The organism is Pelomonas lactea, from assembly GCF_043555885.1.
Taxonomy (GTDB): domain Bacteria; phylum Pseudomonadota; class Gammaproteobacteria; order Burkholderiales; family Burkholderiaceae_C; genus Pelomonas; species Pelomonas lactea.
Genome location: NZ_JBIGHX010000003.1, coordinates 811,705 through 838,387, shown reverse-complemented (window position 1 = coordinate 838,387; position 26,683 = coordinate 811,705). Strand labels below are relative to the sequence as shown.

The window sequence follows — 26,683 nt, the reverse complement described above, 5'->3', positions numbered from 1 at the left end:
GCCATCGAAGGCTGCATCGCGGGCGCCTCAGGGTAGTCGCGCGGCCGACTCGAAGCAGCGCGCGCGGCGGCCGTCGTCGCCCTCCTGCTCGGCCAGCGTCGCGAGCACCAGCCAACTGCGCCGACGCGCGGCGGCGGGCATGGTGGCGTCTTCCGCAACGGCATCCAGCATCAGGCGCGCCTTGCCCCACAGCTGGCGCTCGGCCAGCGCGTGGCCCAGCGCATAGGCCAGCGCGCGTTCGCGCGGGAAACGCGACTGTGCGGTCTCCAGGCGCTGCAACCAGTCCGGCCCGCAGCCGGCCAGCACGGGCACCAGCGCCAGCGCGAGCTCAGCGCGGTCATCGGGTTGCAGGTCGCCCAGATCGTCGAAGAACGGTCGCAGCCAGCCGCGGCCGTCGTCCGGCGCGCCGAGGTGGGCGGCGCACTGGGCGGCGCGGACGGCCACCAGCGGATCACGGCGGTCAGCCGGGTCCAGTTGCTGCCAGACGGTGCGCAGTTGGTCCACATCGCGGGCACCGTCCAGGGCTTCGAAGGCCAGCGAGCGCAGCAGGCCTTGCGCGGCCACCTTGGAGAAGGCCTGGTGCTTGGCCAGCAGCCGCGCGGTGCGCAGCGCGTCCAGCGGCTGCCGGCCCAGGCGCGACGCCTGAAGGCGCAACCGCAGCGCCTGCGTGCGACGCGCCACGCCGGGCGGCAGCTCGGCCAGCAGGCCGAGCGCGCGGTTGGCGTCGCGGTCGTCCAGCGCCCATTCGGCGGCCAGCAGCCGCGCACCGTCCTCCTGCGCGCGCGCGCCGCCGGTGCGGCGCGCCAGCTCCAGCGCACGGTTCAACTGCTCGTCGCGGTGGCGGCGATCCTGCAGGCGGTGCGCGCTGGCGGCGGCCAGCAGGTGGGCCAGCGCCATGAAGGCCTGGTCGGCGGCCAGCTCGGGCGTGGCGGACTGGATGTGCAGCGCCTTCTGCGACGCCTTCTGCGCCCGGCTGAAGCGGGCGCCGAAGAACTCGACGAGCGCCTCGCGCAGCGCCAGCTGCGCGCTGCGTTCGCGCTGCGCGAGCCGCCACTCGCGGGCGCGCTTGGGCAGCGTCGTGAGCGCCTCGACGGCCTGGATGGCCGTGACGAGCGCAAAGCAGCTGGCGACCAGCAGCAGCAGGAACAGGTTCAGCGAGATGTCCACCCGCCAGCCCTTCCAGTAGAAGCTGGCAAGACCGTCGTTGGAGCCCAGCATCAGGGCCGCGACGACGGCGGCGACGAACAGCAGGACCAGCCAGATGACCAGACGCATGATCAGCGCCCCGCAGCGGCAGCAGTCAGCGCGGCCAGCGTGTCATCCGGCCGCGGCACGCTGACCTGGCGGGCCTGGCCGGCCACCTGGCGCAGCAGCTCGGCGACGCTGGCGACCTTGCGGGAGCGCGTGTCGAAGTAGCGGCTGAGCATCTCCTGGCTGTCGCGCAGGTCGGACTGCGTCGTGTCGAACTGGCGGCTCAGCAGCGCCAGGCGCGCGTTGAGCAGGCGCAGCTTGAGGTTCTCGCGCAGGAAGAAGCTCTGGTCGGGCGAGATCAGCGCGGCCTCGGGGTGCTCGATGCGGGTCACGCGCAGCAGCGTCTTCGCCTCGCCCCAGGCAAGGCCGGTCCAGCTGGACAGCTGCTGCGTGGCCTGCCACCACCACAGCGACATGCGACCCTCGGCGGCCGCGGCGGCCTGCTCGCGCTGCAGCTGCAGCGCGCGCTCGCGCTCCTTGGCCGCGGCATCGGCGCGGCGCTCCTCGCGCGGCGTGGCGGCTGCGTCGCCGCCGGACACCAGCGGCAGCTCGTCGGCCATGCGCACGACCTCGTCGAGCTTGATGGTCAGCGTGGAGACGTCGACGGTGGCGACGGCCTTCACGCGGTCCAGGTCGCGGGCGACGGCGCGGCGCACGCCCTCCAGCCGCGGCTGCTTGTAGCGCAGCAGGCGCTCGTCGGCCTGCTTGAGCGTGGCCACCAGCGGCTCGGCGCTGCCGGTGATCTGCGTCTGCTGCAGCGCCACGCGGATGGCGGCCTCGATGTCGCCGACGACGTTCTCGTCGCGCGAGCGGGACATGGACTGGATCAGTTCTTCGAGCTGGCCGCGCTGCAGCGCCACCTCGGCCAGGCGCGCCTCCAGCAGCGAAACCTTGGCGGCCGTGTCACGCACCAGGTCGGCCGACTGCTTGGCGGCCAGCCGCGCCTCGGTCGCCTCGGCGTGGCTGGTCTCCTGGCGGCGCACCAGCTCCTGCTCCAGCGACTGCTGGCGCGACAGGCTCTGCCAGGCCAGCACGACGCACAACAGCACGGCCGCACCCAGCAGCGCCAGCAGCCAGGGGAGCCAGGCCGGCAGCGAGTGGGGGGCGGGGGGCGGCGGGGCCGCGGGCTCGGCCGCGGGAACAACAGCGGTAATCGGCTCGGTCACAGTGCGACGGATTCTGTCAGAGGGCTTTCAGGGCCTGCGTCACCGCTTCGGGGTCGGGTCGCGCCAAAACCACAGGATGAAATCCGGCGGCGCGGGCAGCCTCGGCGATGCGTGGGTGGGTGGCGATGGCGCGCTGGCCGGCCAGCGGCAGGCCCTGCAGGTGGCCCACGGCCTCGGCGCTGCTGAACAGCCAGGCATGGGCAGCCGGCCGGGCCAGCACGTCGGCCAGCAGCGCCTGCTCGGCGGCGTCGAAGTGCGGGCCGCTGCGGTGGTAGACGGTGACCGCCTCCACCCGCGCGCCGGCCTCGGCCAGACGCTCGGCCAGCCATTCACGGCCGCCGTCGCCACGCAGCAGCAGCACGCGGGCGCCGGCCCAGTCGCGCCGCGGGGCCAGCTGCTGCCACAGGTGCTCGGAGTCCAGGCTGGCGGCGTCCGCCGCAGGCTGGACGATGAGCGCTGCCGGCACGCCGTGAGAGGCCAGCGCCTGCGCGCTGCCCGGCCCCACGCAGGCGGCCAGCGTGTGCGGGGGCCAGGCCGCACCGCCAGCGCGCGCAAAGAACTGCTCGACGGCATTGGGGCTGACGAAGACGGCCAGGCCCGTGGCGGCCAACGCGGCCCAGGCCGCCCGCACGGGCGCGCCGTCGCGGGCCGGCAGGATCTCGATCAGCGGCAGCGCCCTCGCCTGCACGCCCAGGGCCGCCAGCCGCGCCAGCCAGGCCTCGCACTGCGGGCGGGGCCGGGTGACGATGAGGGTGGTCATCCGGGCAGGTAGGCGCCGGCGCCGCGCTCGCGCAGCTGCGCGGCGGCCTGCTGGCCCAGCGCACGGGCGCCGGCCGCGTCGGTCACATCGCCGGCGGCCTCGGCGCGCAGCAGCGGCGAGGTGTGCGCCTCGGCATGGCCCAGCGCCGCGGTCAGCCGCAGCGTGCCGCCCTGCCACCGCGCATGCGCCGCCAGCGGCACGCTGCAGCTGCCGCCCAGCGCGCGGGACACGGCGCGCTCGGCCTCGCAGGCCAGCTGCGTGGGCGTGTGCGCCAGCCGGGCCAGCGCCTCGGCCAGCGCGGCGTCGTCGGCGCGGATCTCCAGGCCCAGCGCGCCTTGTCCGGCGCAGGGCAGCATCTGCTCGACCTCGAACACCGCGCGCACGCGGTGCGCCAGGTCCAGGCGCTTGAGGCCGGCGGCGGCCAGCACGATGGCGTGGTAGCCGCCCTCGTCGAGCTTGCGCAGCCGGGTGTCGAGGTTGCCGCGCAGCGGCTCCACGCGCAGGTCGGGCCGCAGGCTGAGCAGCTGCGTCACGCGGCGCAGGCTGGAGCTGCCGACAACGGCTCCCTCGGGCAGCTCGGCCAGCGAGGCATAGTCGTTGGACACGAAGGCGTCCCGCGGGTCTTCCCGCTCCAGCACTGCCGCGAGCGTGAAGCCCTCCGGCAGCTCCATCGGCACGTCTTTCAGCGAGTGCACGGCCAGCTGGGCGCGGCCCTCGGCCAGCGCGGTCTCCAGTTCCTTCACGAACAGGCCCTTGCCGCCGACCTTGGACAGCGTGCGGTCGAGGATCTGGTCGCCGCGGGTGGTCATGCCCAACAGCGTGGCGGTGATGCCGAGCTCGCGGCCCAGACGGGCCTGCACGTGTTCGGCCTGCCACAACGCCAGGCGGCTCTCGCGCGTGGCGATGGTGATGGAGGTGGTCATGGCGACGATTATCGAGGCCATGGCGCGCGGCCTCAGCGCTTGCGGCTCTTGAAGAACGCGTTGAGCGTCAGCCGGCCGGGGTCGGCGAGGTAGCCCGCGCGGGCGGCGGCCCAGCGGATGTCGCCGGAATGGAAGATGGCGCCGTCGTAGAAGATGGCGCGGTTCCAGCGCGCAGGCACGCGGCCGATGACCTCGAAGTAGCGGTTGCTCTCGGTCATGTAGCCGGGCGCGAGGCCGTACTTGTCGCCGAAGGCGCTGGCGTCCAGCACGTCGGCGTCGTGCCGCAGGCGCGCGGTGTCGGCCTCCGACATCAGCGAGCGGAAGAACACCGTGCCGCCCAGCTGCTCGTCCTTGAAGAGATAGTGCACCGCGGCGGCCACGGTCTCGTCGGCGGCCATGCCGGAGTCGTCGCGGTGGCAGATGCGCTGGCGGGCGTCGAGCGTGGCGGGGTCCTGCACGACACGCGAGAACCGCGCCATCGCGCCCAGCGGCGCGCCCAGCTGCAGCGCGCCGCCCAGGCGCTGGCGGAAGAACGCGTCCAGCTCGGCGAGCATGCTGTCGGGCAGGCCCAGCTGCGGGCCGGGGTAGGGATGGCCCGGCACGGGCCTGAAGCGCTGCTGGTCGGCCTGCAGCAGCGCGACCAGCGCGTCGGGGTCCTGCGCGAAGTCGTCGACGATGAAGACGCGCGCGCCGTCGGCCAGCGTCATCACCTCCACGCGGGCGTCCGGGTTGATGCGCAGCGCGGCTGTGCCGCCCTGGACGTCGGCATGAGGCGCAGGACAGAACCGGTCGATGAACTGCTGGTGCGTGGGCAGCTTCATCAGCGTGCGGGTGATGTCCTTGCGGATGCCGGACAGGAACTCGCCCAGCGCGCGGTCGTCCATGTTGCGCGTGATGGGGTGATGGCTGGCGGGTGCGATGCCCTGCCCCAGCATCACCTGCACCCAGGAGTTCTCGGCGAACAGCTCGCCCTGGCGCAGCATGATGCGCGCCGTGTCGCGGAAGTGCTGGATGCGGTGGGCGAGCAGCGGCGGCACGGCCATGTCACGGCAGCCGCGCCAGAAGGCGGAGTCGTCGCGGTTCGTCACGTGGTAGTGCAGGATGATGAAGTCGCGCACGACCTCGATGGCGTCGCGCGTCTGCAGGTTGTATTCGTCGATGTCGCTCTGGCGCACGCCGTCGGTGGGGAACAGCTCGACGAGCCGCGTCAGGCCCTTCTGGATCAGGTGGATGCTGGTGGACTCCAGCGGCTCCAGGAAGCCGCTGGACAGGCCGATGGCGACGCAGTTCTTCTCCCAGACCCGCTCGCGCTGACCCGGCGTGAAGCGGATGACGCGCGGCTCGCGCAGCACCTCGCCCTCGACATTGGCCAGCAGCGCGGCCTTGGCCTCGTCGTCGCTGACGTGCCGGCTGCTGAAGACGACGCCGTTGCCGACGCGGTGCTGCAGCGGAATGCGCCACTGCCAGCCCCAGGGATGGGCGATGGAGCGGGTGTAGGGCACGGGCTCGCCGACGCGGGTGGTCTGCACGGCCAGCGCGCTGTCGCAGGGAAGCCAGTGCGACCAGCTCTCGTACGGCACGCCCAGCGTCTCGCCCAGCAGCAGCGAGCGCATGCCGGTGCAGTCGATGAAGAAGTCGCCCTCCACCAGCCTGCCGTCGGCCAGCTGCAGGCCCGTGAGGAAGCCGCTGTCGGCATCCTGCTGAACCTGCGCGATCCTGCCTTCGAGGCGCTGCACGCCGAGGTTCTCGGCAAAGCGACGCAGGTACTGGCCGTACAGCGTCGCGTCGAAGTGGTACGCGTAGTTGATGCCGTTGTCTGGCAGCAGCGCGAAGCGCTTGTCCATCGCCGCGCGCAGCTCCAGGCAGTAGTCGCCGTAGCTGCTGGCCAGGCCGCGCCGGCGGCCTTCAAGCCAGAAGTGGTGAAAGCCCGCCGTCCAGTGTCCCTGGCCGGTCTTGCCGAAGGAGTGGAAGTAGTCCTCGCCGACGTTGCGCCAGTTCTCGAAGCTGATGCCCAGCTTGAAGGTGGCCTGCGTGGCCTGGATGAACTCCTTCTCGTCCAGGTCCAGGATCTCGTGAAGGATGTGCAGCGTCGGGATGGTGGCCTCGCCGACGCCCACGGTGCCGATCTCCTCGGACTCGACGAGCCGGATGTCGACCTGCTTGCCCAGGCATTTGGACAGGCCGGCGGCGACCATCCAGCCGGCGGTGCCGCCGCCGGCGATGACGACGCGTTTGACGGGCTTGGGCGCAGATTGCGTGTTCATGGGCGGCGGCGCGCTTATCGGTTGAGTCGGCTCAGCAGCAGCGCGCGCACCTGGCGCGCGCCGTGGTCACTGATGGGGTTCAGGAGGCCGCGGGCAGCGGGCGGGATGTGCGCGGCGGTTTCGGCGTTGGCATCGAACACATAGTGGTCGAACAGCGCGCGCCAGGCGTCGCGCTGCGCCGGCGGCAGGTCACGCAGCGTCAGCAACGCCATCATCAGCGCGTTGAACGGCGTGTCCATGTAGGGCGGGGACTGGCGCCACCAGAAATTCACCAGCCCGCTGACAGCGTCCAGCGACTCGACGCCATGCCACCACTGGCTGGGCAGGAAAAGTGCATCGCCGGGCTCCAGCTCGAACACCTGGGCATGCCGCAGCGCCTCGGCGTAGCGGGGGAAGCGATCCAGGTCGGGATGCGCCTGGTCGACGAGGCTGATGGGCTGGCCTGCGGGCGTGAGGTCCAGCGGGCCGATGTAGAGGTTGCCCACCTGCTCGGGCGGGAACAGCGTGAAACGGCGCCGCCCGGCGACGACACAGGCGATGTTGTCGGGCAGGTCGAAATGCGGCGCCACACGGATGCGGTTGCCCAGCCACAGGCTCACGATCGGGTCGAAGCCGGCCAGCACGGGCAGGTCGTTGTGCCGCCGCAGCGCGGGGAAGGCAGCGTCGATCTCGGTCGAGCCGACGTAGAGGGCATCGGGCGAGCCGGCCAGCAGTTCGCCCAGCACCACCTCCAGCGTGCTCCGCTGGCGCTCGAAGTTGAAGCCGCTGAGGTCGTCGTTGTAGAAGAAGCGCCCCCCGATGTCCGCCGAGCCTCGCCACACCAGCAGGCGCTTGGCGGCGCCAAAGCCGCGCAGGTAGTCGCAGAACTCGGCGTCGGAGCGCCGCGCCGCCTGCACCATCGGCCAGTGCGCGACCAGCCCGCGCAGCACCACGGGCTGCGTGGACCGCAGCACGTCGGCCGGCACGTCACCGAGTGCGTGGGCGCTCATGCGATCAGGCCCCGCGGGCGAGGTGGCGCTTGATCAACGCCCGGAAGTTGGACACGGAGGCGATGGCCATGTAGATCGGCTGCAGGTAGTCGGCCTGATGCAGCAGGCCCACGGCCTGCGCGTCCAGCCCGGCAAGACGCTCCTCGTGGATGAAGTAGAAGCCCGTCAGCTGGCCATGCGAGCCGTCAGGGCGCTCGACATCCAGCACGAAGGGCTCCAGCAGCTCGTAGCGCACCAGCGTCTGCACGAAGTCGGCCGTGGCCTCGAGGCCTTCGTGCAGCGCGCGCAGCACGGCGTTGGCGTTCTCGGTGAGGTCGGTGATGCCGCCGTGAGGCAGGAACACGGCCTCGCCTTCCGCGCCTTGGCTGACACGCTTGCTGTCCATGTCGATCATCATGCGCAGCTCACCGTCGGCGACGCCGATGGAGAACGGCAGGCGCTGCACCGACAGCGGCAGGTAGTCGGCATCCCAGCCCTGCCCGTCCAGGAACAGGTTGTCGCCCTCCTGCAGGCCGAACAGCGCCGCCGGCGCGAAGCTGCCGTTGCCGTCGGGCTGGAAGACGATGGGGTAATGCGCCTGGACCTTGCGGAACTCGTCGACCGTGATGGGGGCCGACATGAGGTCGTCGCCCCATTGCGCGCCGCGCTGGGTGATGACGCGCACGTCCTTGTGCTGGATGTTGTTGAGCAGTTGCGGCATGAGGTCTCGTCAGTGGTCAGAGGGTGAGAGGGAGTCCGGCGTGCCCGAAGGGGCGCTCCAAAGCACCCCAATCTAGGCGCAAAGCGCAGCCGTAGCTCGGGCTACGGCGAGCATTTGCAACGACGAGTGGGGCGCTTTGGGGCGGCAAGGCGGGCATGTTGGATTCGCTTTCACCCTCTCAGGCGGCCGGCGGCATGCCGTGCGCGCGGATGTGTTGGATGAGCTCGCGGTGGCGGGGCAGGCCGCCGAGCAAGCGCCGGGTGATTGTCGTCACGTCCTTCAGACTGGAGCGCGCCGCAGCCAGCCGGTCGGCGCGCAGCGCCCGCAGCGCGGGCTCGAACTGCATGCCGTAGAGGATGTACTGGTAGCTCGCCGCCGGGAAGACCTCCTCGGCGCGGTCGACATCATTGCGGGACGGCGCACGGTGGTGCCACAGCTGCAGCAGCTCGCGCAGCGAGTCGGGCTGCGTAGCGGCCGCGCGGTGCTCGCGCCAGTAGGCGCTGTCGTCACGGCGGCTCAGCACGTAGTGCAGCTTCAGGAAATCAATGATGCGCGCCCAGCGGTAGGCGAAGGCCGCATTGAAGCGCCGGGCCACCAGGTCCATGTCCGCGCGGCGGGCCGGCATCTCGTCGCGGATGAAGGCCGCGGACAGTTCAACCAGCGCCAGCGCCGACGCCTCCAGCGGCTCGATGAAGCCGGCAGACAGGCCGACGGCGACGCAGTTGCGGTGCCAGAACTGCTCGCGATAGCCGGGGTTGAAGCGCAGCAGGCGCGGCGTCGCGTTGCCGAGCGAGAGCCCGTTGCGCCGCAGATGCGCGAGCAGCGCGCGCTCGGCAGCGGCATCGTCCGTGTGGCTGCTGGAGAACACCAGGCCGATGCCGCGCCGCGTGGGCAGGCCGATGTCCCAGGTCCAGCCTTCGACGTGGGCCGTGGAGACGGTGGCGCAGGCCAGCGGCGCCTGCGCGTCGGCGTGCGGTACCTGCACGGCCAGCGCGCTGTCGTTGAACAGCACGTCCTTCTCGGAGCGCAGCGCGACGCCGTAGTGCTGGCCCAGCAGCAGGCTGGCCAGGCCGGAACAGTCGATGAAGAGATCGCCGTCAATGTCGCCGTGCGAGCGGGTACTCAGCGCGGCAATGTCACCGTTCTCGTGCGATCGCACGGCGGCGACGTGGTCGACGACATGGCGCACGCCCAGCTTGACGGTCGCGTGTCGCTGCAGCAGATGGCCCAGCTTGACGGCGTCGAAGTGGTAGCCGTAGTTCATGACGCCGCCGAACTCGGGCGTCGTCGTCTGCTTGGGCGCAAGAAAGGCATCGCAGAGATGCGGTTGCGCGCCCACGCTGGCAGCGAACGGCAGCTCGCGGCCGCCCTGCAGCCACGCGCTCGCCAGTTCGACGTCGCCCCAGCCGTGGGGCAGCGTGAAGGGGTGGTAGTAGCGGTCACCCTCGGCACCGGCGGCGCCATGCAGCCAGCCGTCGAAGCGCGAGCCCTGCTTGAACGCGGCGTCGCACTCGCGCACCAGCTCGACCTCGCTGAGCCCGATGCGCTGCAGCGTGGCGCGCATCGTCGGCCAGGTGCCCTCGCCCACGCCGATGGACGGCATGTCGGGGGATTCGATGAGCGTGATCTGCAGCCCGTCAGGGCCTTCACCGCCAAGCTCCGCAGCCAGCGTCGCGGCGGTCAACCAGCCTGCCGAACCGCCCCCCAGCACCACGATGCGCCGAACCGCTGTCACCTCGAGATTCATCCGGGAAAGTATGGCCCTTGCGGCTGCGTGGCAGGCCGCAAACGCCCAGGACTTGTACAAACAGACATGGCCGAGGCGGGCGCAGCACGCCCGCCTCGGCCAAGATCGGCCACCCGGCACGCCCCGCGGGGGGCGATCACCGGGCGGTGGTGCTCATCGCTTAGAAGCGATAACGAGCACCAATCAGGTAACGGCGGCCGGTCTGCACGTTGGACAGGACTTCGCTCTTGCTGCGGCCATGCTGGCGGATGTAGCCGTCGTTCAGGTTCAGCAGGTCCACCTGCAACGTCAGGTTCTTGCCGAACTTGTAGCCGATGGACGCGTCGACCTGACCAAACGGCTCGGTGTACACCGGGTCGTTGGCGTCGCCGTTCACACGAGCCGCGAGGAACTCGTCGCGCCAGTTGTAGGCCAGGCGAACGGACCACACGTCGTTCTCATAGAAACCGACCAGGTTGGCGGAATCGCTGATACCCACCAGACCGCTCTGCGTGCTCGTGCTGCTGCTGTTGTTGTTGAACTTCAGGCCGCTCCTGACGAAGGTGTAGTTGCCCGAGACACCGAAGCCGGTGGACCCGAACATGTGCTGGAAGTTCAACTCCAGGCCCTTGATGGTGTCGCCATCGCCGTTGGACGGCGTGGTGATGTCAAACACCAGCGGCTGGGCGCCGGCAACCGATCCCAGGATGTCGCCCTTCAGGAAGGTCGGATCGCTGGCGTCCGTGACCTTCACGCCCGGACGGCCGTTGTAGTTCTGGAAGATGTAGTTGCGCAGCAGCTTGGGCTTGTCGGCGGCGATGCCCGCAGCACGGGCGGCGTCGTAGTACTGGCCGCTGGCGGGCTGGTTCAGGCCGGCGAAGGTGGCCTGGACGACCTTCTTGCTGAAGAAGTCCGTCACCTTCTTGTAGAAGGCGCCGGCAGCCACATACGACGACTTGGCGTAGTAGTACTCGGCAGACAGGTCCAGGTTCTTGGACTTCAGCGGCTTCAGCGCCGGGTCGCCGGTCGAGCCGCTGCCGTGGATGTTGTAGCGGCCGGAGTTGGGGTTCAGGCTGATGCCGCCCAGCATGTCGCCGAAGTTGGGGCGGCCGATGTTGACGCCGTAGCTGGCACGCACCTTGAGGTTGGACGTCACGTCCATGTCCCAGTCGATGCTCGGCAGGAAGTACTTGTAGCTGCCGGTCTTCGTGCCGAAGGTGCTGGTGCCGCCCGTCAGGGACACCTCGTTTTCCGCGTACCAGTTGGTGCCCGAGTAGGAGGTGACCTGCGACGACGATTCGATCTTGGTCCGCTCATAGCGCAGGCCCACCGACAGGTTCATCGGCATCTCGGTGTCGAAGGAGTGGTCCCACTGGCCATACAGCGAGGTGGACTTCTCGGTGGTCCGCCAGTCGCTGCCGCTGGTGTAGTCCGGCAGCGGCGAGAAGTAGGCTTCGGCCTCTGCCTTGGTCAGCGGAGCGCCGGCGCCAAGCGACGTCGGGCGGAAGGACTGCGCGTTCTTGATGGCCTGGGCACGCAGGGCGTCGAAGTCCGGCACGAAGAACGTCTGGAACTGGCGCGAGTCGCCGCTGCCCGGAATCCGGCTGAAGAAGCTGGGCAGGCTGTACTGCGACACGTTCACGTTCTTGAACGAGCCTTGAGGACCGATGCCGCCCCAGTCGCCGTGGAAGTTGTTGACGCTGGCCGTGCGGTTGTTCAGCTTGGTGAAACCCAGACCCGCCAGCAGCTTGTCGTCAGTACCCAGGCGATAGGTGCCATGCAACTGCACTTGATCGACCTTCTGGTCGGACAAGTCGTTCTGGAACTGCGAACCCGTGACGGTGGTCTTGTTGGAGTCGTACGCCAGACCCGGCGAGCTCATGACCGGGAACTTCTGGTCGTAGTACATCGTCGTATTGCCCTGATTGAACAGTGCAAGGTCGATGACGCTGTTGGAACCGTAGGGGCTGTCCGGGCTGGTCTTGGACTTCGACGAGTGAGCATCCAGCTCGATGTTCAGCGCCTCGCTGACCTTCCAGGCCGCATTGAAACCGGTGGAGTTCAGCTTGGTCTTGGTCGCAAACTGGGCCGCGTACATCGCGTAGTCGTGCGTGCCGTCCCAGGTGGCGGTCTGGATGATGGGGTCGGACACATCGCCCGTCCTGACGAACGTCGTCGGCGGCGCGCCGTTCAGCGGGCCCGAGTAGGACGGGCCGAACCAGGCGGAGTTCTCGATGGCGCGCGACTTGACGCTGTTGATGGCCAGCGTGTGGTCCAGCGTGAACTTCAAGGCCTTGGACGGCGCGAACTGCAGCACGGCCTGACCGTTCAGGCGCTCTCGCTCCAGGTTGGTCACCCGATAGCGCACGTCGTTCGTGTGCGTGACGAAGCCACTGGTGGGAAAGTTCTTCAGGTTGCTGGCCGGTACGCCGTCGTACGCGGTACCTGCAGTGCCGTTCGTGATGGGCTGCGTCTGCCAGCCGTTGCCGGTGAACGCGTTGTTGGAACCCGAGTTGCGCTTGGAATAGCTGCCGTTGATCGCGATGCCGATCGTGCGGTCGGCAAACGCGTCGCTGTAGAGGCCGGAGATTTCAGGCGTGAGCTTGTCGCCCTTGATCTCATCGGGCAGGCGGGAGACCGATGCGTCCGAATTGACCTTGACACCGATGCTGGCGATGCGCTCGCGCACGTCCAGCGGGCGGGCCGTCTTGACGTTGATGGTGGCGCCGATACCACCCGTCGGCGACGAGGCGCGGGCGGTCTTGTACACCTCCAGCGCGGAAACCGCGTCGGAAGCCAGGTTGGCGAAGTCGAAGGCACGTGCACCGCCGGACGACGTCGGCATCTGCCGCCCGTTCAACAGCACCATGTTGAATTCCGGGCCGACACCACGAACCGTGACCTTCGAGCCTTCGCCGCTGTTGTTGCGGTCGATGGACACGCCGGCAATGCGCTGCATCGACTCGGCGAGGTTGGTGTCGGGGAACTTGCCGATGTCCTCGGCCACGATGCCATCAACCAGACCGCGCGACTCGCGCTTGAGCGTGACAGCGCTGTCAAGGGACTTGCGAATGCCCGTGACGACAACCGTCTCCAGCGACTGATTCGGTGTCGCCGCAGCGGCCTGCTGAGCCTGGACGGCGCCGGCGCCCGTCAGCAGCGCCAGCGTCGAGGCCAGCGCCACGGGATTCAGGCGCGCGTGAGCGGGCTGACGCCGGAACTTGGAAATCTGGGGGTGTTTCATTTGTCTCCTTGCTTGCTTTGAACCAGGCGCTCGCGCCGGGTGGCGCTGGCGGCGGCTTGTTGATACCAGACGCTGGTAGCGTTAACAACCAGCCTTTGGACAGGGCTGTCACCTCAGTTGCCTGACGTACTGTATTTTTTTGCCCACCCCTGTTCAGCTGGGGTTTACGCGAGTTGCAGCAGTGACTTAGCGCAATTCGCAACACCCGCCGAAGCGCCCGGGCGACGTGCAGCGCCGCAACAGGAAGTGCAAAGCTACACGACTTTCCGAACCAGAATTGGTAGCGATCTCAGCGCATGGTCGCGCCGATTGAAAACAACCGTCCCGGCAATGAATTGACAACGCTGTCAACGATAGTCGATTCCGTTTATCGTTGCAATCAGGTTTGCGAGACGCCCGCAGCGATGGCGAAAACGCAACGACTACGGGCAATCACCAGGGCACACCAGGCCAACATCGCGTGGCCATCACGCCCCCGCCCGCGCAAGACGCACGGCACCGCCCGCCCATCCCCACAGCGCATGTCCCGCGATGTCGCCACCAAGCCCATACGCGCCACCACCTCCGGCGGACTGAGCGGTCCGCAGACATATTCATAGTCGCCCGCCCCCAGCAGTCGGTCCAGTTCGCCCGCGCAAGCTGTTGAGGAGGATGGGCGCGCGCTGAACGCACGCGAAGCGCGGCAAACATCCAGCCCATCCAGGCTGCTCCAGCCCATCCAGGCTGGGGCAGCAGCACACCCCCAGCACGGACCGGCAATCCCGCGGCAACTCGCCACGCCGGGCCAGGTCGCACTCGGCTGCGTTCATCAGCCGCGACAGGTGCTCGCCGTCCTGCGCCTGCAGGTCGTCGATGAATCCGACGTGCGTACAGCAGCAGGTGGACGCTGGAGTGACAGCAATCGCGCGCCACCCGAACCCTGCGCTCTTCGGGCTGGGGCGCTGCGGCCGCACCGAGCTGGCCGACCGCACCGAGCTGTGTGGCCTGTTCCGCACACCGTCGCCGCGTAACGCGGCCGTAACCGCGCCGTGCTTCCACAACGCGAGCTTCGCGACGCTTGAAGACGCGGCGGCCTTCTACGCCACGCGCGACACCGACCCGGCGCACCCGTACCCGGTCGCGGCGGCCAGGTGCGGCGCATCAACGACCTGCCCGCGGCCTGTCGCGCCAACCTGGAGCAAGGCGCCCCACTCCGGCGCGCTGGCGAGCAGCCGGCGCTCACGCCGCAGGACGCGGCCGACATCGTCGCCGTCCTGAACATGCTGACCGACAGCTCCGTGCCCGCGACGGGCGAGCTGTAACTCGAGCAACAACACGACGCCGGCCGGGCCCGCCCGAAGAAGAAACTGCTAGAGTCATATTTCGGTAACTTCGTTACCTTTTTGAATCCCGCCACTTCATCGGACGACCCGTCATGCCCTCACGAGCCGCTGCTTCCCGCCCTGATGCCGACAAGAAGACGGACAAAAACGAGCCGTTGGTTGCCGATATCCGCCTGCTCGGGCGGCTGCTGGGCGACGTCATCCGCGAGCAGGAAGGCCGGGAAGCCTTCGAGTTGATCGAGCGTGTGCGCCAGCTGTCGGTGGCCTACCGCCACAAGCACGACAAGGAAGCCGGAAAGCGCTTCGACAAGCTGTTGAAGAGCCTGTCGGGCGATCAGGCCGTCAGCGTCATCCGCGCGTTCAGCTATTTCTCGCACCTGGCCAACATTGCCGAGGATCGCCACCACATCCGCCGCCGCGACGTGCACGAGCGCGCCGGCAGCCTGCAGCCCGGCTCGCTGGCCTACTGCCTGGAGCATCTGCACGAGGCCGGCATCCGCCCGACCGAGATCGCCGAGGTGCTGCAGCGCGGCTTCATCTCGCCGGTGCTGACGGCCCACCCGACCGAAGTACAGCGCAAGAGCATCCTGGACGCCGAGCGCGCCGTCGCCGGCCTGCTGGAGCAGCGCGACCGTGACGGCACCGAGCGCGAGCAGCGCGAGACCGAGAGCCTGCTGCGCGCCCGCATCACGCAGCTGTGGCAGACGCGCATGCTGCGCTACTCCAAGCTGACGGTGGCCGACGAGATCGAGAACGCGCTGTCCTACTACCACTCGACCTTCCTGCGCCAGATCCCCAAGCTCTACGCCGAGCTGGAGGAGCATCTGCCCGGCGCCAAGCTGCCGAGCTTCCTGCGCATGGGCAACTGGATCGGTGGCGACCGCGACGGCAACCCCAACGTCGGCGCTGCCACTTTGCGCCGCGCGATGCAGCGCCAGAGCGAAGTGGCGCTGCGCCACTACCTGACCGAGCTGCACGAGCTGGGCGCCGAGCTGTCCATCTCGCTGCGCCTGACCGGCGTGTCGCCCGAGATGCAGGCGCTGGCCGAACGCAGCCCCGACCAGAACGCCCATCGCCTGGACGAGCCCTACCGCCGCGCACTCACCGGCATGTACGCCCGCCTGGCCGCCACGCTGCACGAGCTGACCGGCACCGAGGCGCTGCGCCACGCCGTCGCGCCGCAGGACCCCTACCGCACGCCCGACGAGCTGCTGGCCGACCTGCGCATCATCGAGGCGTCCCTCAAGACCCACCACGCCGAGGCGCTGATCGCGCCGCGCCTGGCGCCGCTGATGCGCGCCGTGCAGGTGTTCGGCTTCCACCTCGCGACGCTGGACCTGCGCCAGAGCAGCGACCAGCACGAGCTGGTGCTGGCCGAGCTGCTGACCGTCGCCCGCATCGAGAGCGACTATTCCGCGCTGGACGAAGCCGCCAAGCGCGCGCTGCTGCTGAAGCTGCTGAACGACGCCCGCCCGCTGCGCGTCATCGGCGCCAGCTACACCGACAAGACCCAGTTCGAACTGGCCACCTTCGAGGCCGCCCGCGAGGCGCTGGCCCGCTTCGGCCGCGAGGCGCTGCGCCACTACATCATCAGCCACACCGAATCGGTCAGCGACCTGCTGGAAGTGGCGCTGCTGCTGAAGGAAACGGGCCTGCTGCGCGGCGTGCTGTCCGAGTACGCGACCAGCGACCTCATCATCGTCCCGCTGTTCGAGACCATCGGCGACCTGCGCATCGCGCCGGACATCATGCGCGAGTTCTACGCGCTGCCCGGCGTGCGCGGCCTCGTGGACCGCTCGGGCGGCGAGCAGGACATCATGCTGGGCTACTCCGACAGCAACAAGGACGGCGGCATGTTCACGTCGTCGTGGGAGCTGTACCGCGCCGAGATCGCGCTCGTCGAGCTGTTCGACGAGCTCAAGCGCGTCGGCCCCATCACGCTGCGCCTGTTCCACGGCCGCGGCGGCACCGTGGGCCGCGGCGGCGGCCCGAGCTACCAGGCCATCCTGGCCCAGCCCCCGGGCACCGTGAACGGCCAGATCCGCCTGACCGAACAGGGCGAAGTCATCGCCTCCAAGTACGCCCACCCCGAGATCGGTCGGCGCAACCTGGAGACGCTGGTCGCCGCCACGCTGGAGGCCACGCTGCTGCATCCCACGCAGAGCGCGCCCAAGAGCTTCCTGCAGGCGGCGCAGGCGCTGTCGGACGCGAGCTTCGACGCCTACCGCAAGCTGGTCTACGGCACGCCGGGCTTCGCCGACTACTTCTTCGCCAGCACGCCCATCCGCGAGATCGCCGAGCTGAACATCGGCTCGCGCCCCGCATCGCGCAAGGCCACGCGCGCCATCGAAGACCTGCGTGCCATCCCCTGGGGCTTCTCGTGGGGCCAGGCCCGCGTGGCGCTGCCGGGCTGGTGCGGCTTCGGCTCGGGCGTGGAGGCTTTCCTCGGCGATGAGCCGGCCCAGCGCGCCAAGAACCTCGCACTGCTCAAGCGCATGCTCAAGGGCTGGCCCTTCTTCCGCGCGCTGCTGTCCAACCTGGACATGGTGCTCGCCAAGGCCGACCTCGCGCTGGCCGAACGCTATGTCGAGCTGGTGGAAGACAAGAAGCTGGGCAAGCGCATCTTCTCTGCCATCAAGGAGGAGTTCGAGCGCACGCAGGCCATGCTCAGTCTCATCACTGGTGACAGCAAGCGGCTGGCGGCCAACCCCTCGCTGGCCCGCTCCATCGAGCACCGCTTCCCGTACATCGACCCGCTGAACCACCTGCAGGTCGAGCTGATGCGCCGCTACCGCCACATCGCCAAGGACGACCCGGCGATGGAGCGCGTGCAGCGCGGCATCCACCTGTCCATCAACGGCATCGCCGCCGGCCTGCGCAACACGGGTTGACCCGTCGCCCCCCGGGGCACGGCGCAATGCTCGGCCCGTCGGGAGGCTGCGTGGCCTCTACCGCGCAGGCTCCCAGGCGTTCACGCTCAACGGCGCAACTCCAGCGTGTCCCCCGCCACGCGCACGCGGTCACCCACGCGGAAGGTGGGCCGCTCGGCATAGACCACCGTGCGCTGCACGCCGTCGGTCATGCGCACCACCACCTCGTACTGCGTGCGCTGGTTGTTGCGGCGCTGGATCTCGCGCCCCAGCAGCGCGCCGCCCACGGCGCCGGCCACGCCGGCCGCCGTGCGGCCATCGCCCTTGCCGAACTGGCTGCCCACCACCGCGCCCAGCACACCACCGGCCACGGTGCCCAGCACCTTGCCCTCGCCGTCCACGACGACCTCGTTGATCGCCTGCACGGTGGCGCAGTCGACGCAGGCGTCGTAGCCGGCGCGGGTGGCGCGCAGGTTGACGCCCGCGTAGGCCTCGGCCACGCGCGTCTGCGTGGAACGGTCACCCAGGCGCAGCTGCGCCACCAGCGGCTGCTGCGTGTCCACCCACGCCCCAGCCGGCAGCACATAGGTGCCGACGTACTCGCCCGAGCGCACCTCGTCCAGCACCACGTTGCGCGCCTGGCTGCCCTGCAGCTGCACCGACGCCTGACCGCCCGGCGTGCCGCGCAGCGTGTACCGCAGTGCCTCGGAGCGACCCTGGCCGGGTGCGCTCGTGACGGACAGCGACTGGATCTCCGGCAGCGCCGCCTCGCCCGGCAGCGGCCAGCCCGACTGCAGCGCCTCACCGAGCGTGGCCGTGGCCACGCGGTTGCCCGAGCGCAGGTTGGCGTGCACGCGCGACTCCTGCGTGATGCGGTCGGAGCGCCCCACCACGTAGCTGCCCTGGTAGCGGCCCGCCGTCGTCTCGTCCAGCCGCACCTGGCGGCGGCTGCCATCGATCTGCAGCATCACCGCGGCGCCCGGCGTGCCCCACACGGTGAAGTTCAGCTCGGCGCCCGGCTCCAGCCGGTCCACCTGCTCCACGTCGAAACCCGTCACGCGCAGTGCCGCCGTCTGCGTGCTGCGCTGCGCCTGGGCGGGGGCCACCGCCCAGGGCGAACCGGCCAGCAGCACACAGGCCAGCGCGGCCGCGGAAACTCGATTGGCGTGCGTCATGGCGCGCTCCTGTTGATGATTGAGGTGCTTCAGCCTAGGCGCACCCGCGCCGCGCCGGCATCGGCCCGCCGCCCGGGCGCCGGTAGGCCCGGGCCTACAGGCCAGGCCGCGCCGTACGATGCCGGTCCGACATCCTGAACGCCCCACCGCCATGATCAACCCCTTCGCCCTGCCCATCGTCTGCCTGCACTCCAGCGGCGCCGGCGGCAAGCAATGGCGCCGCCTGCAGGCCGACGCCGGCGCTGCCGGCCTGCCCGGGCGCTGGCACACGCCCGACCTGATCGGCCATGGCGGCCGCGCCGGCTGGCCCGACGGCCAGCGCGGCGACCTGCGCATCGAGGCCAACGACGTGCTCGCGGGCCTGAACCTGCCGCCGGACCAGCCGCTGCACCTCGTGGGCCACAGCTACGGCGGCGCCACGGCGCTGCAGCTCGCGCTGCTGCACCCGCAGCGCGTGCGCGCGCTGACGCTGTACGAGCCCGTCGCCTTCGGCGTGCTGCCGGCGCTGGGCGAGAACCTGCCCGAGTGGCGGGAAGCCCAGCAGGTGGCCGCGGACGTGGCCGCCGCGCTGGACCGTGGCGACCTGGACCAGGCCGCGCGCGGCTTCGTCGGCTACTGGCAGGGCCGCGACGTCTGGCCCGAGCTGGACGAGGGCCAGCGCGCCCGCCTGGCCGAGCCCATGCCCACCATCCGCCGACACTTCGAGGCGCTGGGCGACGCGCGCTGGAGCGACGCCGAACTGGACACGCTGCGCATGCCGGTGCGACTGATCTGCGGCAGCGCCACACGCGCCAGCGCCAAGCGCGTTGCGCAGACGCTGGTCACCCGACTGCCGCGCGTGGAACTGCTGATGCTGGAAGGCGCCGGCCACATGGCGCCCATCGCCGAGGCGGAGCGCGTCAACCCGCTCATCGTCGAGCACCTGCGCAAATTGCTGCTTCAGCGCGCCGGCTGACCGGGCCGCAGCGCCGCCAACGCCACGCCCAGGTCGCCCGAGGCGACGCGCGCGGCAGAGAACTGCCGCAGGGCCTGCAGCGATTCGCAGGTCGGGTTCACGTCCGGCATCTCCTGTGCGCGTTGCGCTTCTGCCGCCTGCAGCGTCGCCGCATCGTGCGCCTGCTGCTCGCGAGGCACGCCCACACGGTCGGCCAAGGCCTGCGCGGCCCGGGCTTCGCCGAGGTCATAGGTCTGGGCCAGGATGCGCGGCGCCAATGCGCGGCAGTGGGCCGCGCGGTTCGCGTCGCGCAAGGCCTCGCCCTTGCACGCCCGGCTCGACAGCACCAGCACGTCCCAGGTGTCATCCATCGCCGCATCGAAGCCGATGGCCTGCACCAGCGCATTGCCCAGCTCGCCCGCGTCCGGCACCGCGTCGGCCACCGCCAGCAGCTGGCCCTCCAGCAGCGACGACGCGCGCGACCAGCGTGGCCGTGACGCCGCCTCCGCCAGCGCCGCGGCCACACCGGCCGCGTCCTGGCGCAGGTGGGCCTCGCGCATCAACCGCAGCCATGGCCGCGCGTCCGTCGGGTCCAGCTCGGCCCAGCGCTGAATGCTCAGACGCGCGCACGCCGGCCCCGCGCCGCTGCCGCCCATGCCGCGGCAGGCAGACAGCGCCATCTGGTAAGCCTGCACGTCCAGGCTGCGTTCGGCCAGCGCAGCGGCTCCCTCCTGGTCGCGCATCAGCAGCCGCGCGGCCACCTGCTGGCGCTCGCTGCCCATGGCCAGCCGCGCCGACGCCCTCACCAGCCCGGCCTTGCCGGCCACCTGCATCTGCGCTTCGAGACGCCGGGCCTCGTCGCGGCCGCGCGTGCGGTCGGCCGCCCAGCGCTTCAGTTCGTCCACCGACACGCGCCGCGCGCCGCAGAACGTGAACCCGTCGGCCGGCACTGCAACGGTCTCGGCGCCCAGCGCCAGGTTCACCACGGCGCCGGCCGGGGCCGCCGCCACGCCGGAGGCCGCAGACGCCGCCGTGCCGGCAAGCGCGCGGCCGCTGGCGCCGGCCTCCCCTGCTGCTGCACTGGCCGCCTGGCCGGCCGCGTCAGCCGGGTCGGGCTCACCGCCGGCGGCCCACCACCGCCAGCCGCCCGTCGCCGACAGCAGCAGCACGATGGCGGCCGCCCATCGCCAGCGCCTGTGCCGTGCGGTCCTGGTCTGCATGACGTCGCTGTCCATCACCCGCAGCATCGCTCATCGCGCCGGCAGCAGCGACAGCGCCATGCCCAGCTCGCCCGTCGCGACCCGCTCGGTCGACAGCCGCTTCAGGCGCTGCATCGCTGCACAGTCGCTGCCGATGTCCGTCAACGCCCGCTCCAAGTAGCGGTCCTGCGCGGCCTTCAGCGTCGCGGCGTCATGGGCCTGCTGCTCGCGGGGCACACCCACGCGGTCCGCCAGCTCCTGCGCGACCGTGGCCTCGCCCAGGTCGGTCGCGTTCGCGAGCACCTGGCGCGCCAACGCCCGGCATTGCGCCAGCCGCGTCGTGTCGCGCAGCGCGTCGCCGCGGCAGGCCCTGAGCGGCGCGCCCAGGTCGAACCCAGGCATCGCGGCGTCCATGCCGATGATGGCAACCAACGCGTTGCCGATGGCTGCGGCATCCGGCACGGCGCCGGCCACCGCGACAGCCTGCCGCTCCAGCAGGAACTGCCCGCGCGACAACGCAGGCCGCGCCGCCGCCTCGGCCAGCGCGGCGGCCACGCCGGCCGCGTCCTGGCGCTGCTGGGCCGCCGCCATCAGGCGCAGCCACGGCCGCGCGTCCGACGGGTCCAGCGCCGCCCAGCGCTGCGGCGTCAGGCGCGCGCAGTGGGGCGTGTCGCCCCCGGGCCCGCCGCAGGCCGTCAAGGCCATCTGGTAGGCCAGCGCATCGCTGCTGCGCGCGGCCAGCAGCGCGGCGCCATCCCGGTCCTGCATCAGCAGCCGCGCAGCGACCTGCTGGCGCTCATCACCCGCCGCCAGCCGTGCGGCGAGCCGTGCCAGGGCGGCGTCGCCCACCCGCTGCATCTGCTCGGACACCTTGTCGGCTTCGGCGCGGCCGCGCGCCGGGTCGGCCTTCCAGCGCCGCAGCTCGTCGGCGCTGACCCGGCGCACGCCGCAGACCTCCAGGCCTTCCGGCGGGATGGCGTCGTCATCGGTGCCTGCGGGCGCGCTCGCCGCCACGCTGTCACCCGCCGGGCTGGCCTTCCCCCGGAGCGCGGCGCTGGCGGGCGCGTCGGCAGCGAGTCGCGCGTGGCCCGGGGCCGCCCCGGCAACGGCGCGGCCCGCCGCGGTCTCGCCAGGCAGCCAGCCCTGCCTGCCCAGCCACCCGCCACCGGCCAGCAGCAGGGCAAGCGCGCCGCCCCACACCAACCACCGCCGCCTGCTGCTCTTCATGTCCGCTCCATGCTCGGCATCGGCCGCCGTCCTTGCGCCGCCATCACCGGCCTGGCACCGGCGCTGACGCCGGCCGCGTTGCCGGCATCGGGTCCAGCACGCTGCGGCCCTCGCGCTGGCGCCAGCGCGCTGCCAGCGCGGCTTCGCTGAGGCCGGAGCGGTCCATGCCTTCGCGCCGGCGCTCCCACTCGCTGGCCATCACCGTGTCGTGCAGCATGCGGCGCGCCTCTGCCGTGTCCGCGCAGGGCGACGCTCGCGGGCCAGCGGTCTCCGCGTCATTCAAGAGACGCTCCGACTCGCTACGTGCCCATTCCTGCACGGCCTCGTAGGCCTGGGCTGTCGCCTCCCACGCCGGCCGCCGGTCCGGCCGCGCGGCGACGACGGCCCGCGCCATCGCCAGCCCCAGCGCGCGCTGAATCCAGCTGTCGTGCTGCACCATCAGCCGGGCCACCGCTTCGCAGCGGGCCAGGGTCCCCGCGTTCGCCACGGCGCTGCGGCACTGGTCCAGCAGCGGCCGCATGGGGAACAACGGCCAGCGCGAAATCACGCTGACCGCGAGCCGGGTCTCGGCCTCGCTCGCCAGCCCGGGCGTGTGTGTCTGCGGCAGGTCGACCAATGCGGCATACAACTCGCGCTGGTAGCTGCGCGAGTAACGGGCCTCCTGCGCCAGGCGATCCAGCGCGTAGGCGGCCTGCGACGGCTGCGCGCCGCCGGCATTGGCCAGCGCCAGCCACGCGTCGAGGTTGCCGGGCTCCAGCCGCGACCACTGCGCCGCCTCCACGTTGAGGCATGCCCCCGGCGCGCAGCCGCGCTGCAGTGCCAGCGCCGTCACCATCGGGTCGGTCGACCGGCGCGCCCGCGCCTGCAGGCGGGCCCGGGCGGCGCTGGCCGAAGCGGCGTCGTCATCGTCATCACCGCCCAGGTAGTCGGCCATCGCCAGCGAGCGCTCGTCGCCGCGCCGGGCCAGCGCCTGCATCCAGCGGCGCCGCGCGTCGGCCACGGCCTCGGCCATCACCTCGCCGCCCACCGTCTGCCGCTCCTCGTCCAGCGCCTGCATGTCGACGCTGCCGCGCTGTTCCGTGGCGCGGGCATGCACCGACGCCGTCTGCCGCGCCGCTTCAGCGGCGCCGAAGCCGCACCAGTCGGCCTTCATGCGCCGGGCCAGCTCGGTCCGCCCGTCGTCCGGCAGGGCCGGGGTGGCGACGCTCGCGCCCGGTGACGGCGCGCGGGCGGCCGGCGGCACGGCGTCACCCGCCGCGGCAGCCATGGGCGCCGCGGCGGCAACGCCATTGGCAGTCACGGAGGCCGGCGCCGACGACGAGCGACGCGCGTGCCATCCGGCGCCCGCCGCGACGCAAAGGGCCAGCACACCGGCGAGAACTCTGCGGCGCATGCTCGGTCAGGCCAGGCTGAAGTGGGCGGTCATGGCGCCGCAGCATAGGCAAGCCACGGCGGCCTGCCGGCGTGAATACGACCGTGGGCAGGCCCGATGCCGGCGCCTGCCGGCTCAGCGCCCCTGCCCGGCCAGCGCCTCCCGCACCGCGGCCACCTGGCGGCGCGACACGGCCAGCCATTCGTCCACATGCACGATGCGCACGGCCCAGCTGTCGGCCGACTCGCCTCCGCCGCCGTCGTCCAGCTCGCCGAAGTTCGTCGGCGCGTGGCGCTCCAGCTCGCGCACGGCCCAGCGGGCCACCAGCGCGTTGCGGTGGATGCGCAGGAAGCGGTCGCCGTGGCGCTGCTCCAGGTCGGACAGCGCGCCGTCCATCACATGGCTTTCGCTGGCGGTGCGCAGCGTCACGTACTTGAGCTCGGCCTTGAAGTACAGCACCTCCGACACCGGCACGCGCTTGAGCCGGCCGCGGTCGGTGATGGTGATGAAGTCCGCGTCGGTGGTGACCGGCGCGTCCGGCGGCAGCTGGGCCTGCACGGCGGCGCGCTCGGTCAGGCGCTGGTACACACGGGCCAGCGCCGCCTGCAGCCGCTCCCGGCGCACGGGCTTGGTGAGGTAGTCCACCGCCTCCAGCTCGAACGCGCGCAGTGCGTGCATCGCGTGCGCGGTGACGAACACGATGAGCGGCACCGGCTGCCCGGCGGCGGCGCGCCCGGTCAGCGTGTCGGCGAACTGCAGGCCGTCGATGCCGGGCATCTGCACGTCCAGCAGCACGAGGTCGCAGCCATGGTCGCGCAGCCAGGCGGCGGCCTGCGAACCGGTGGCGGCTTCGGCCACCACCTCGCAGCGGGGTTCTGTGATGGCCTCCACGAGGCCGCGCAGGCGCAGCCGCGCCAGCGGTTCGTCGTCGACGATGAGGGTGCGCAGGGACGTCATAGCGGCAGGAGGATACGCAGCGCGAAGCGGTGTTCGGTGGCTTCGACATCGAAACGAGCTGCAACATCGTGCATGAGCTTGAGCCGCTGGCGCACGTTGCGCAGCGCCAAGCCGTGGCCGATGGTACGGGCCGGCGCGCCGACGCTGTTGACGATGCGGATCTCCACCTCGTCGCCGCGCTTCACCGTCGTCACCTCCAGGTCGCCGCCGTCGTCATTGGGCTCCACGCCGTGGCGCACCGCGTTCTCCACCAGCGGCTGCAGCAGCAGCGGCGGCAGGCGGGCGTGGCGGGTGGCCGGGTCCACATGCCAGGTCACGCGCAGCCGCTCGCCGAAGCGGATCTGCTCGATGTCCAGGTAGCGCCGCGCCAGCTCCACCTCCTCGGCCAGCGTAACGGAGGCGGTGGCGTCGGCCAGCGCGACGCGGAACAGCTCGGCCAAGTCTTCCAGCACGCCCTCGGCGCGGGCCGGGTCGATCTGCACCAGCGCGATGGCGCTGTTCAGCGTGTTGAACAGGAAGTGCGGCCGTATGCGTGACTGCAGCTCCACCAGCTGCGCCAGCGCGTCGGCCGGGCGCTGGCTGTGCTCGCGCAGCTTCAGCCAGGCCAGCAGCAGCGCCGCGCCGCTGCCGCCGGCCGCCGCCACGCTGCCCCAGCGCCAGGCGCCGGCGGGCTCGGTGTCGGTAAAGCTCAACAGCGCGAACCCCAGCGCGGCCGCCGCGGCGCCCAGCGCCATCAGCACGCCCCACTGCGCCGGCTCAGGCAGCCGCGGCCACAGCCGCTTGGCGGCGCAGACGATGACCAGCCAGGACAGCGTCGCGAACATCGTGACGAAGGTGCCGTTGGCGGCCAGCTGCAGCCACTGCGCGGCGTCGCGCGCCACCAGCGCCGTGCCCAGCGCCAGCAGCAGCTGCACGCCCAGCACGGCGCGCAGCACCAGGCCCACGTGGCAGACGTCGAAGGCGCGGGTCGGGTCCAGCAGCGGCGCGGAGGCCAGCGGCGGCAGCTCGGTGTTGGCAAAGCCCACCCACTGGCTGACGTGCAGCGAGTCCTGCCAGGAGCTGTGTCTCGCCGCGGCGTGCCGGCGCTTGAAGAAGGACAGAGGCATGGGCGGGGATGCGCGTTCGATAATGCCGGGCTGCGCGCGATTGTGCGCGCGGATTTCCGATGCCCCGCCCCATGTCCGACAACCAACTCGCCAACAAGTCCCAAGCCTGGTCCGCCCTGTTTTCCGAACCCATGAGCGACCTGGTGAAGCGCTACACGGCCAGCGTGGGCTTCGACAAGCGCCTGTGGCGCGCCGACATCGCCGGCAGCCTGGCGCACGCGGAGATGCTGGCGGCCCAGGGCATCCTGAGCGCCGAGGACCACGCGGCCATCCAGCGCGGCCTGGGCGAGATCGCCGCCGAGATCGAGGCCGGCCAGTTCGACTGGAAGCTGGACCTGGAAGACGTGCACCTCAACATCGAGGCCCGCCTGACGGAGCGCGTGGGCATTGCCGGCAAGCGGCTGCACACCGGCCGCAGCCGCAACGACCAGGTCGCCACCGACGTGCGGCTGTGGCTGCGCGGCGAGATTGACGACATCACGGGCCTGCTGACGCAGCTGCAGCGCGTGCTGGTGGACAAGGCCGAGCAGTACGCCGACACCATCCTGCCCGGCTTCACGCACCTGCAGGTGGCCCAGCCGGTCGCCTTCGGCCACCACCTGCTGGCCTACGTGGAGATGTTCGCCCGCGACGCCGAGCGCATGCTCGACACCCGCCGCCGCGTGAACCGCCTGCCGCTGGGCGCCGCCGCGCTGGCAGGCACCAGCTACCCGCTGGACCGGGAGCGCGTGGCCCGCACGCTGGGCATGGAGGGCGTGTGCCAGAACAGCCTGGATGCGGTCAGCGACCGCGACTTCGCGATCGAGTTCTCGGCCGCCGCGTCGCTGGTGATGATCCACATCTCGCGGCTGTCCGAGGAGCTGATCCTGTGGATGAGCCAGAACTTCGGCTTCATCGCGCTGCCCGATGCGTTCTGCACCGGGTCGAGCATCATGCCGCAGAAGAAGAACCCCGACGTGCCCGAGCTGGCGCGCGGCAAGACCGGCCGCGTGGTGGGCCACCTCGTCGGCCTGGTCACGCTGATGAAGGGCCAGCCGCTGGCCTACAACAAGGACAACCAGGAAGACAAGGAGCCGCTGTTCGACACGGTGGACACCTTGAAGGACACGCTGCGCATCTTTGCCGACATGCTGGCCGGTCTGACGGCCAAGCCCGAGGCCATGCGCGTCGCCGCGCTGAAGGGCCACGCCACGGCCACCGACCTGGCCGACTACCTCGTCAAGAAGGGCGTGGCCTTCCGCGACGCGCACGAAGTCGTCGCCCACGCCGTGAAGACGGCCACGGCCCAGGGTGTGGACCTGGCCGCACTGTCGCTGGACGCGCTGAAGGCCTTCGACGACCGCATCGAGGCCGATGTGTTCGACGTGCTGTCGCTGGAAGGCTCGCTGAACGCCCGCAACGTGCTGGGCGGCACGGCACCGACGCAGGTACGAGCCCAGGTGGCCCGCCACCGCGCTCGCCTTGCTTGAGCTGGCTCAACGCCGCCACGACAACGCCT

The 26,683-nt window shown here is 71.0% G+C and carries 19 protein-coding genes; 4 read left to right on the top strand and 15 right to left on the bottom strand.

What is annotated here, in order from left to right; translation table 11 throughout:
• Positions 1 to 27 precede the first annotated feature (27 nt).
• The 9 genes from ACG04Q_RS12465 to ACG04Q_RS12425 form a co-directional block, all read right to left on the bottom strand.
• Entirely contained in the window at positions 28 to 1,275 is a 1,248-nt protein-coding gene (locus ACG04Q_RS12465) for a heme biosynthesis HemY N-terminal domain-containing protein (RefSeq protein WP_394511246.1), read from the bottom strand.
• A gap of 2 nt (positions 1,276 to 1,277) precedes the next feature.
• Positions 1,278 to 2,417: a uroporphyrinogen-III C-methyltransferase gene (locus ACG04Q_RS12460; RefSeq protein WP_394511245.1), complete on the bottom strand. Its 1,140-nt coding sequence runs from the start codon at positions 2,415 to 2,417 to the stop codon at positions 1,278 to 1,280.
• A 16-nt stretch (positions 2,418 to 2,433) separates the two neighbouring features.
• On the bottom strand, positions 2,434 to 3,177 hold the full coding sequence (locus ACG04Q_RS12455; RefSeq protein ID WP_394511244.1) for a uroporphyrinogen-III synthase: 744 nt from the start codon (positions 3,175 to 3,177) through the stop codon (positions 2,434 to 2,436).
• Positions 3,174 to 4,100 carry a hydroxymethylbilane synthase gene (gene hemC, locus ACG04Q_RS12450; RefSeq protein WP_394511243.1) on the bottom strand — a complete coding sequence of 309 codons (927 nt, stop codon included), beginning with the start codon at positions 4,098 to 4,100 and terminating at the stop codon, positions 3,174 to 3,176. Before hemC ends, ACG04Q_RS12455 begins: the two co-directional genes overlap by 4 nt.
• Before the next feature lie 32 nt (positions 4,101 to 4,132).
• Entirely contained in the window at positions 4,133 to 6,364 is a 2,232-nt protein-coding gene (locus ACG04Q_RS12445; protein WP_394511242.1) for a DUF6445 family protein, read from the bottom strand.
• A 14-nt stretch (positions 6,365 to 6,378) separates the two neighbouring features.
• Positions 6,379 to 7,353: a cupin-like domain-containing protein gene (locus ACG04Q_RS12440; protein ID WP_394511241.1), complete on the bottom strand. Its 975-nt coding sequence runs from the start codon at positions 7,351 to 7,353 to the stop codon at positions 6,379 to 6,381.
• 4 nt (positions 7,354 to 7,357) lie between these two features.
• Positions 7,358 to 8,053, bottom strand: coding sequence for a SapC family protein (locus ACG04Q_RS12435; protein WP_394511240.1), 696 nt, complete (start codon positions 8,051 to 8,053; stop codon positions 7,358 to 7,360).
• 178 nt (positions 8,054 to 8,231) lie between these two features.
• A complete protein-coding gene (locus ACG04Q_RS12430; protein ID WP_394511239.1) occupies positions 8,232 to 9,800 on the bottom strand; it encodes a tryptophan halogenase family protein in 1,569 nt (522 codons plus the stop codon).
• A 160-nt stretch (positions 9,801 to 9,960) separates the two neighbouring features.
• Positions 9,961 to 13,023 carry a TonB-dependent receptor gene (locus ACG04Q_RS12425; RefSeq protein ID WP_394511238.1) on the bottom strand — a complete coding sequence of 1,021 codons (3,063 nt, stop codon included), beginning with the start codon at positions 13,021 to 13,023 and terminating at the stop codon, positions 9,961 to 9,963.
• Positions 13,024 to 14,153: 1,130 nt separating this feature from the next.
• Here ACG04Q_RS12425 and ACG04Q_RS12420 point away from each other — a divergent pair.
• Positions 14,154 to 14,324 carry a hypothetical protein gene (locus ACG04Q_RS12420; RefSeq protein WP_394511237.1) on the top strand — a complete coding sequence of 57 codons (171 nt, stop codon included), beginning with the start codon at positions 14,154 to 14,156 and terminating at the stop codon, positions 14,322 to 14,324.
• Positions 14,325 to 14,437: 113 nt separating this feature from the next.
• On the top strand, positions 14,438 to 17,236 hold the full coding sequence (gene ppc / locus ACG04Q_RS12415; protein ID WP_394511236.1) for a phosphoenolpyruvate carboxylase: 2,799 nt from the start codon (positions 14,438 to 14,440) through the stop codon (positions 17,234 to 17,236).
• A gap of 86 nt (positions 17,237 to 17,322) precedes the next feature.
• Here the strand turns inward: ppc and ACG04Q_RS12410 are convergent, their stop codons facing one another.
• Complete coding sequence (locus ACG04Q_RS12410; protein ID WP_394511235.1) at positions 17,323 to 18,390, bottom strand: outer membrane lipoprotein; 1,068 nt, start codon at positions 18,388 to 18,390, stop codon at positions 17,323 to 17,325.
• Between the two features lie 151 nt (positions 18,391 to 18,541).
• Here ACG04Q_RS12410 and ACG04Q_RS12405 point away from each other — a divergent pair, with 151 nt between their 5' ends.
• The gene (locus ACG04Q_RS12405; RefSeq protein ID WP_394511234.1) at positions 18,542 to 19,345 is read left to right on the top strand and encodes an alpha/beta fold hydrolase; all 804 of its coding nucleotides are present in this window, start codon (positions 18,542 to 18,544) and stop codon (positions 19,343 to 19,345) included.
• Here the strand turns inward: ACG04Q_RS12405 and ACG04Q_RS12400 are convergent.
• From ACG04Q_RS12400 to ACG04Q_RS12380, 5 genes are all read right to left on the bottom strand, one after another.
• Positions 19,330 to 20,544 carry a hypothetical protein gene (locus tag ACG04Q_RS12400; RefSeq protein ID WP_394511233.1) on the bottom strand — a complete coding sequence of 405 codons (1,215 nt, stop codon included), beginning with the start codon at positions 20,542 to 20,544 and terminating at the stop codon, positions 19,330 to 19,332. The two genes, ACG04Q_RS12405 and ACG04Q_RS12400, sit on opposite strands and share 16 nt — an antisense overlap.
• 30 nt (positions 20,545 to 20,574) lie before the next feature.
• Positions 20,575 to 21,750 carry a hypothetical protein gene (locus ACG04Q_RS12395; protein WP_394511232.1) on the bottom strand — a complete coding sequence of 392 codons (1,176 nt, stop codon included), beginning with the start codon at positions 21,748 to 21,750 and terminating at the stop codon, positions 20,575 to 20,577.
• A 43-nt stretch (positions 21,751 to 21,793) separates the two neighbouring features.
• The gene (locus tag ACG04Q_RS12390) at positions 21,794 to 23,050 is read right to left on the bottom strand and encodes a hypothetical protein (protein WP_394511231.1); all 1,257 of its coding nucleotides are present in this window, start codon (positions 23,048 to 23,050) and stop codon (positions 21,794 to 21,796) included.
• Between the two features lie 207 nt (positions 23,051 to 23,257).
• A complete protein-coding gene (locus ACG04Q_RS12385) occupies positions 23,258 to 24,079 on the bottom strand; it encodes a LytR/AlgR family response regulator transcription factor (protein ID WP_394511230.1) in 822 nt (273 codons plus the stop codon).
• Complete coding sequence (locus ACG04Q_RS12380) at positions 24,076 to 25,185, bottom strand: sensor histidine kinase (RefSeq protein WP_394511229.1); 1,110 nt, start codon at positions 25,183 to 25,185, stop codon at positions 24,076 to 24,078. Before ACG04Q_RS12380 ends, ACG04Q_RS12385 begins: the two co-directional genes overlap by 4 nt.
• A 71-nt stretch (positions 25,186 to 25,256) precedes the next feature.
• On the opposite strand from ACG04Q_RS12380, the gene argH reads away from it, so the two are divergent.
• Positions 25,257 to 26,654, top strand: coding sequence for an argininosuccinate lyase (argH, locus tag ACG04Q_RS12375; RefSeq protein ID WP_394511228.1), 1,398 nt, complete (start codon positions 25,257 to 25,259; stop codon positions 26,652 to 26,654).
• Positions 26,655 to 26,683 lie beyond the last annotated feature (29 nt).

What these genes read in the sequence shown, in the direction of transcription:
- ACG04Q_RS12465 (WP_394511246.1), bottom strand. Translation starts at nt 1,275, where the DNA reads ATGCGTCTGGTCATCTGGCTGGTCCTGCTGTTCGTCGCCGCCGTCGTC.
- ACG04Q_RS12455 (WP_394511244.1), bottom strand. Translation starts at nt 3,177, where the DNA reads ATGACCACCCTCATCGTCACCCGGCCCCGCCCGCAGTGCGAGGCCTGG.
- hemC (WP_394511243.1), bottom strand. Translation starts at nt 4,100, where the DNA reads ATGACCACCTCCATCACCATCGCCACGCGCGAGAGCCGCCTGGCGTTG.
- ACG04Q_RS12445 (WP_394511242.1), bottom strand. Translation starts at nt 6,364, where the DNA reads ATGAACACGCAATCTGCGCCCAAGCCCGTCAAACGCGTCGTCATCGCC.
- ACG04Q_RS12440 (WP_394511241.1), bottom strand. Translation starts at nt 7,353, where the DNA reads ATGAGCGCCCACGCACTCGGTGACGTGCCGGCCGACGTGCTGCGGTCC.
- ACG04Q_RS12435 (WP_394511240.1), bottom strand. Translation starts at nt 8,053, where the DNA reads ATGCCGCAACTGCTCAACAACATCCAGCACAAGGACGTGCGCGTCATC.
- ACG04Q_RS12430 (WP_394511239.1), bottom strand. Translation starts at nt 9,800, where the DNA reads ATGAATCTCGAGGTGACAGCGGTTCGGCGCATCGTGGTGCTGGGGGGC.
- ACG04Q_RS12425 (WP_394511238.1), bottom strand. Translation starts at nt 13,023, where the DNA reads ATGAAACACCCCCAGATTTCCAAGTTCCGGCGTCAGCCCGCTCACGCG.
- ppc (WP_394511236.1), top strand. Translation starts at nt 14,438, where the DNA reads ATGCCCTCACGAGCCGCTGCTTCCCGCCCTGATGCCGACAAGAAGACG.
- ACG04Q_RS12410 (WP_394511235.1), bottom strand. Translation starts at nt 18,390, where the DNA reads ATGACGCACGCCAATCGAGTTTCCGCGGCCGCGCTGGCCTGTGTGCTG.
- ACG04Q_RS12405 (WP_394511234.1), top strand. Translation starts at nt 18,542, where the DNA reads ATGATCAACCCCTTCGCCCTGCCCATCGTCTGCCTGCACTCCAGCGGC.
- ACG04Q_RS12400 (WP_394511233.1), bottom strand. Translation starts at nt 20,544, where the DNA reads ATGCAGACCAGGACCGCACGGCACAGGCGCTGGCGATGGGCGGCCGCC.
- ACG04Q_RS12395 (WP_394511232.1), bottom strand. Translation starts at nt 21,750, where the DNA reads ATGAAGAGCAGCAGGCGGCGGTGGTTGGTGTGGGGCGGCGCGCTTGCC.
- ACG04Q_RS12385 (WP_394511230.1), bottom strand. Translation starts at nt 24,079, where the DNA reads ATGACGTCCCTGCGCACCCTCATCGTCGACGACGAACCGCTGGCGCGG.
- ACG04Q_RS12380 (WP_394511229.1), bottom strand. Translation starts at nt 25,185, where the DNA reads ATGCCTCTGTCCTTCTTCAAGCGCCGGCACGCCGCGGCGAGACACAGC.
- argH (WP_394511228.1), top strand. Translation starts at nt 25,257, where the DNA reads ATGTCCGACAACCAACTCGCCAACAAGTCCCAAGCCTGGTCCGCCCTG.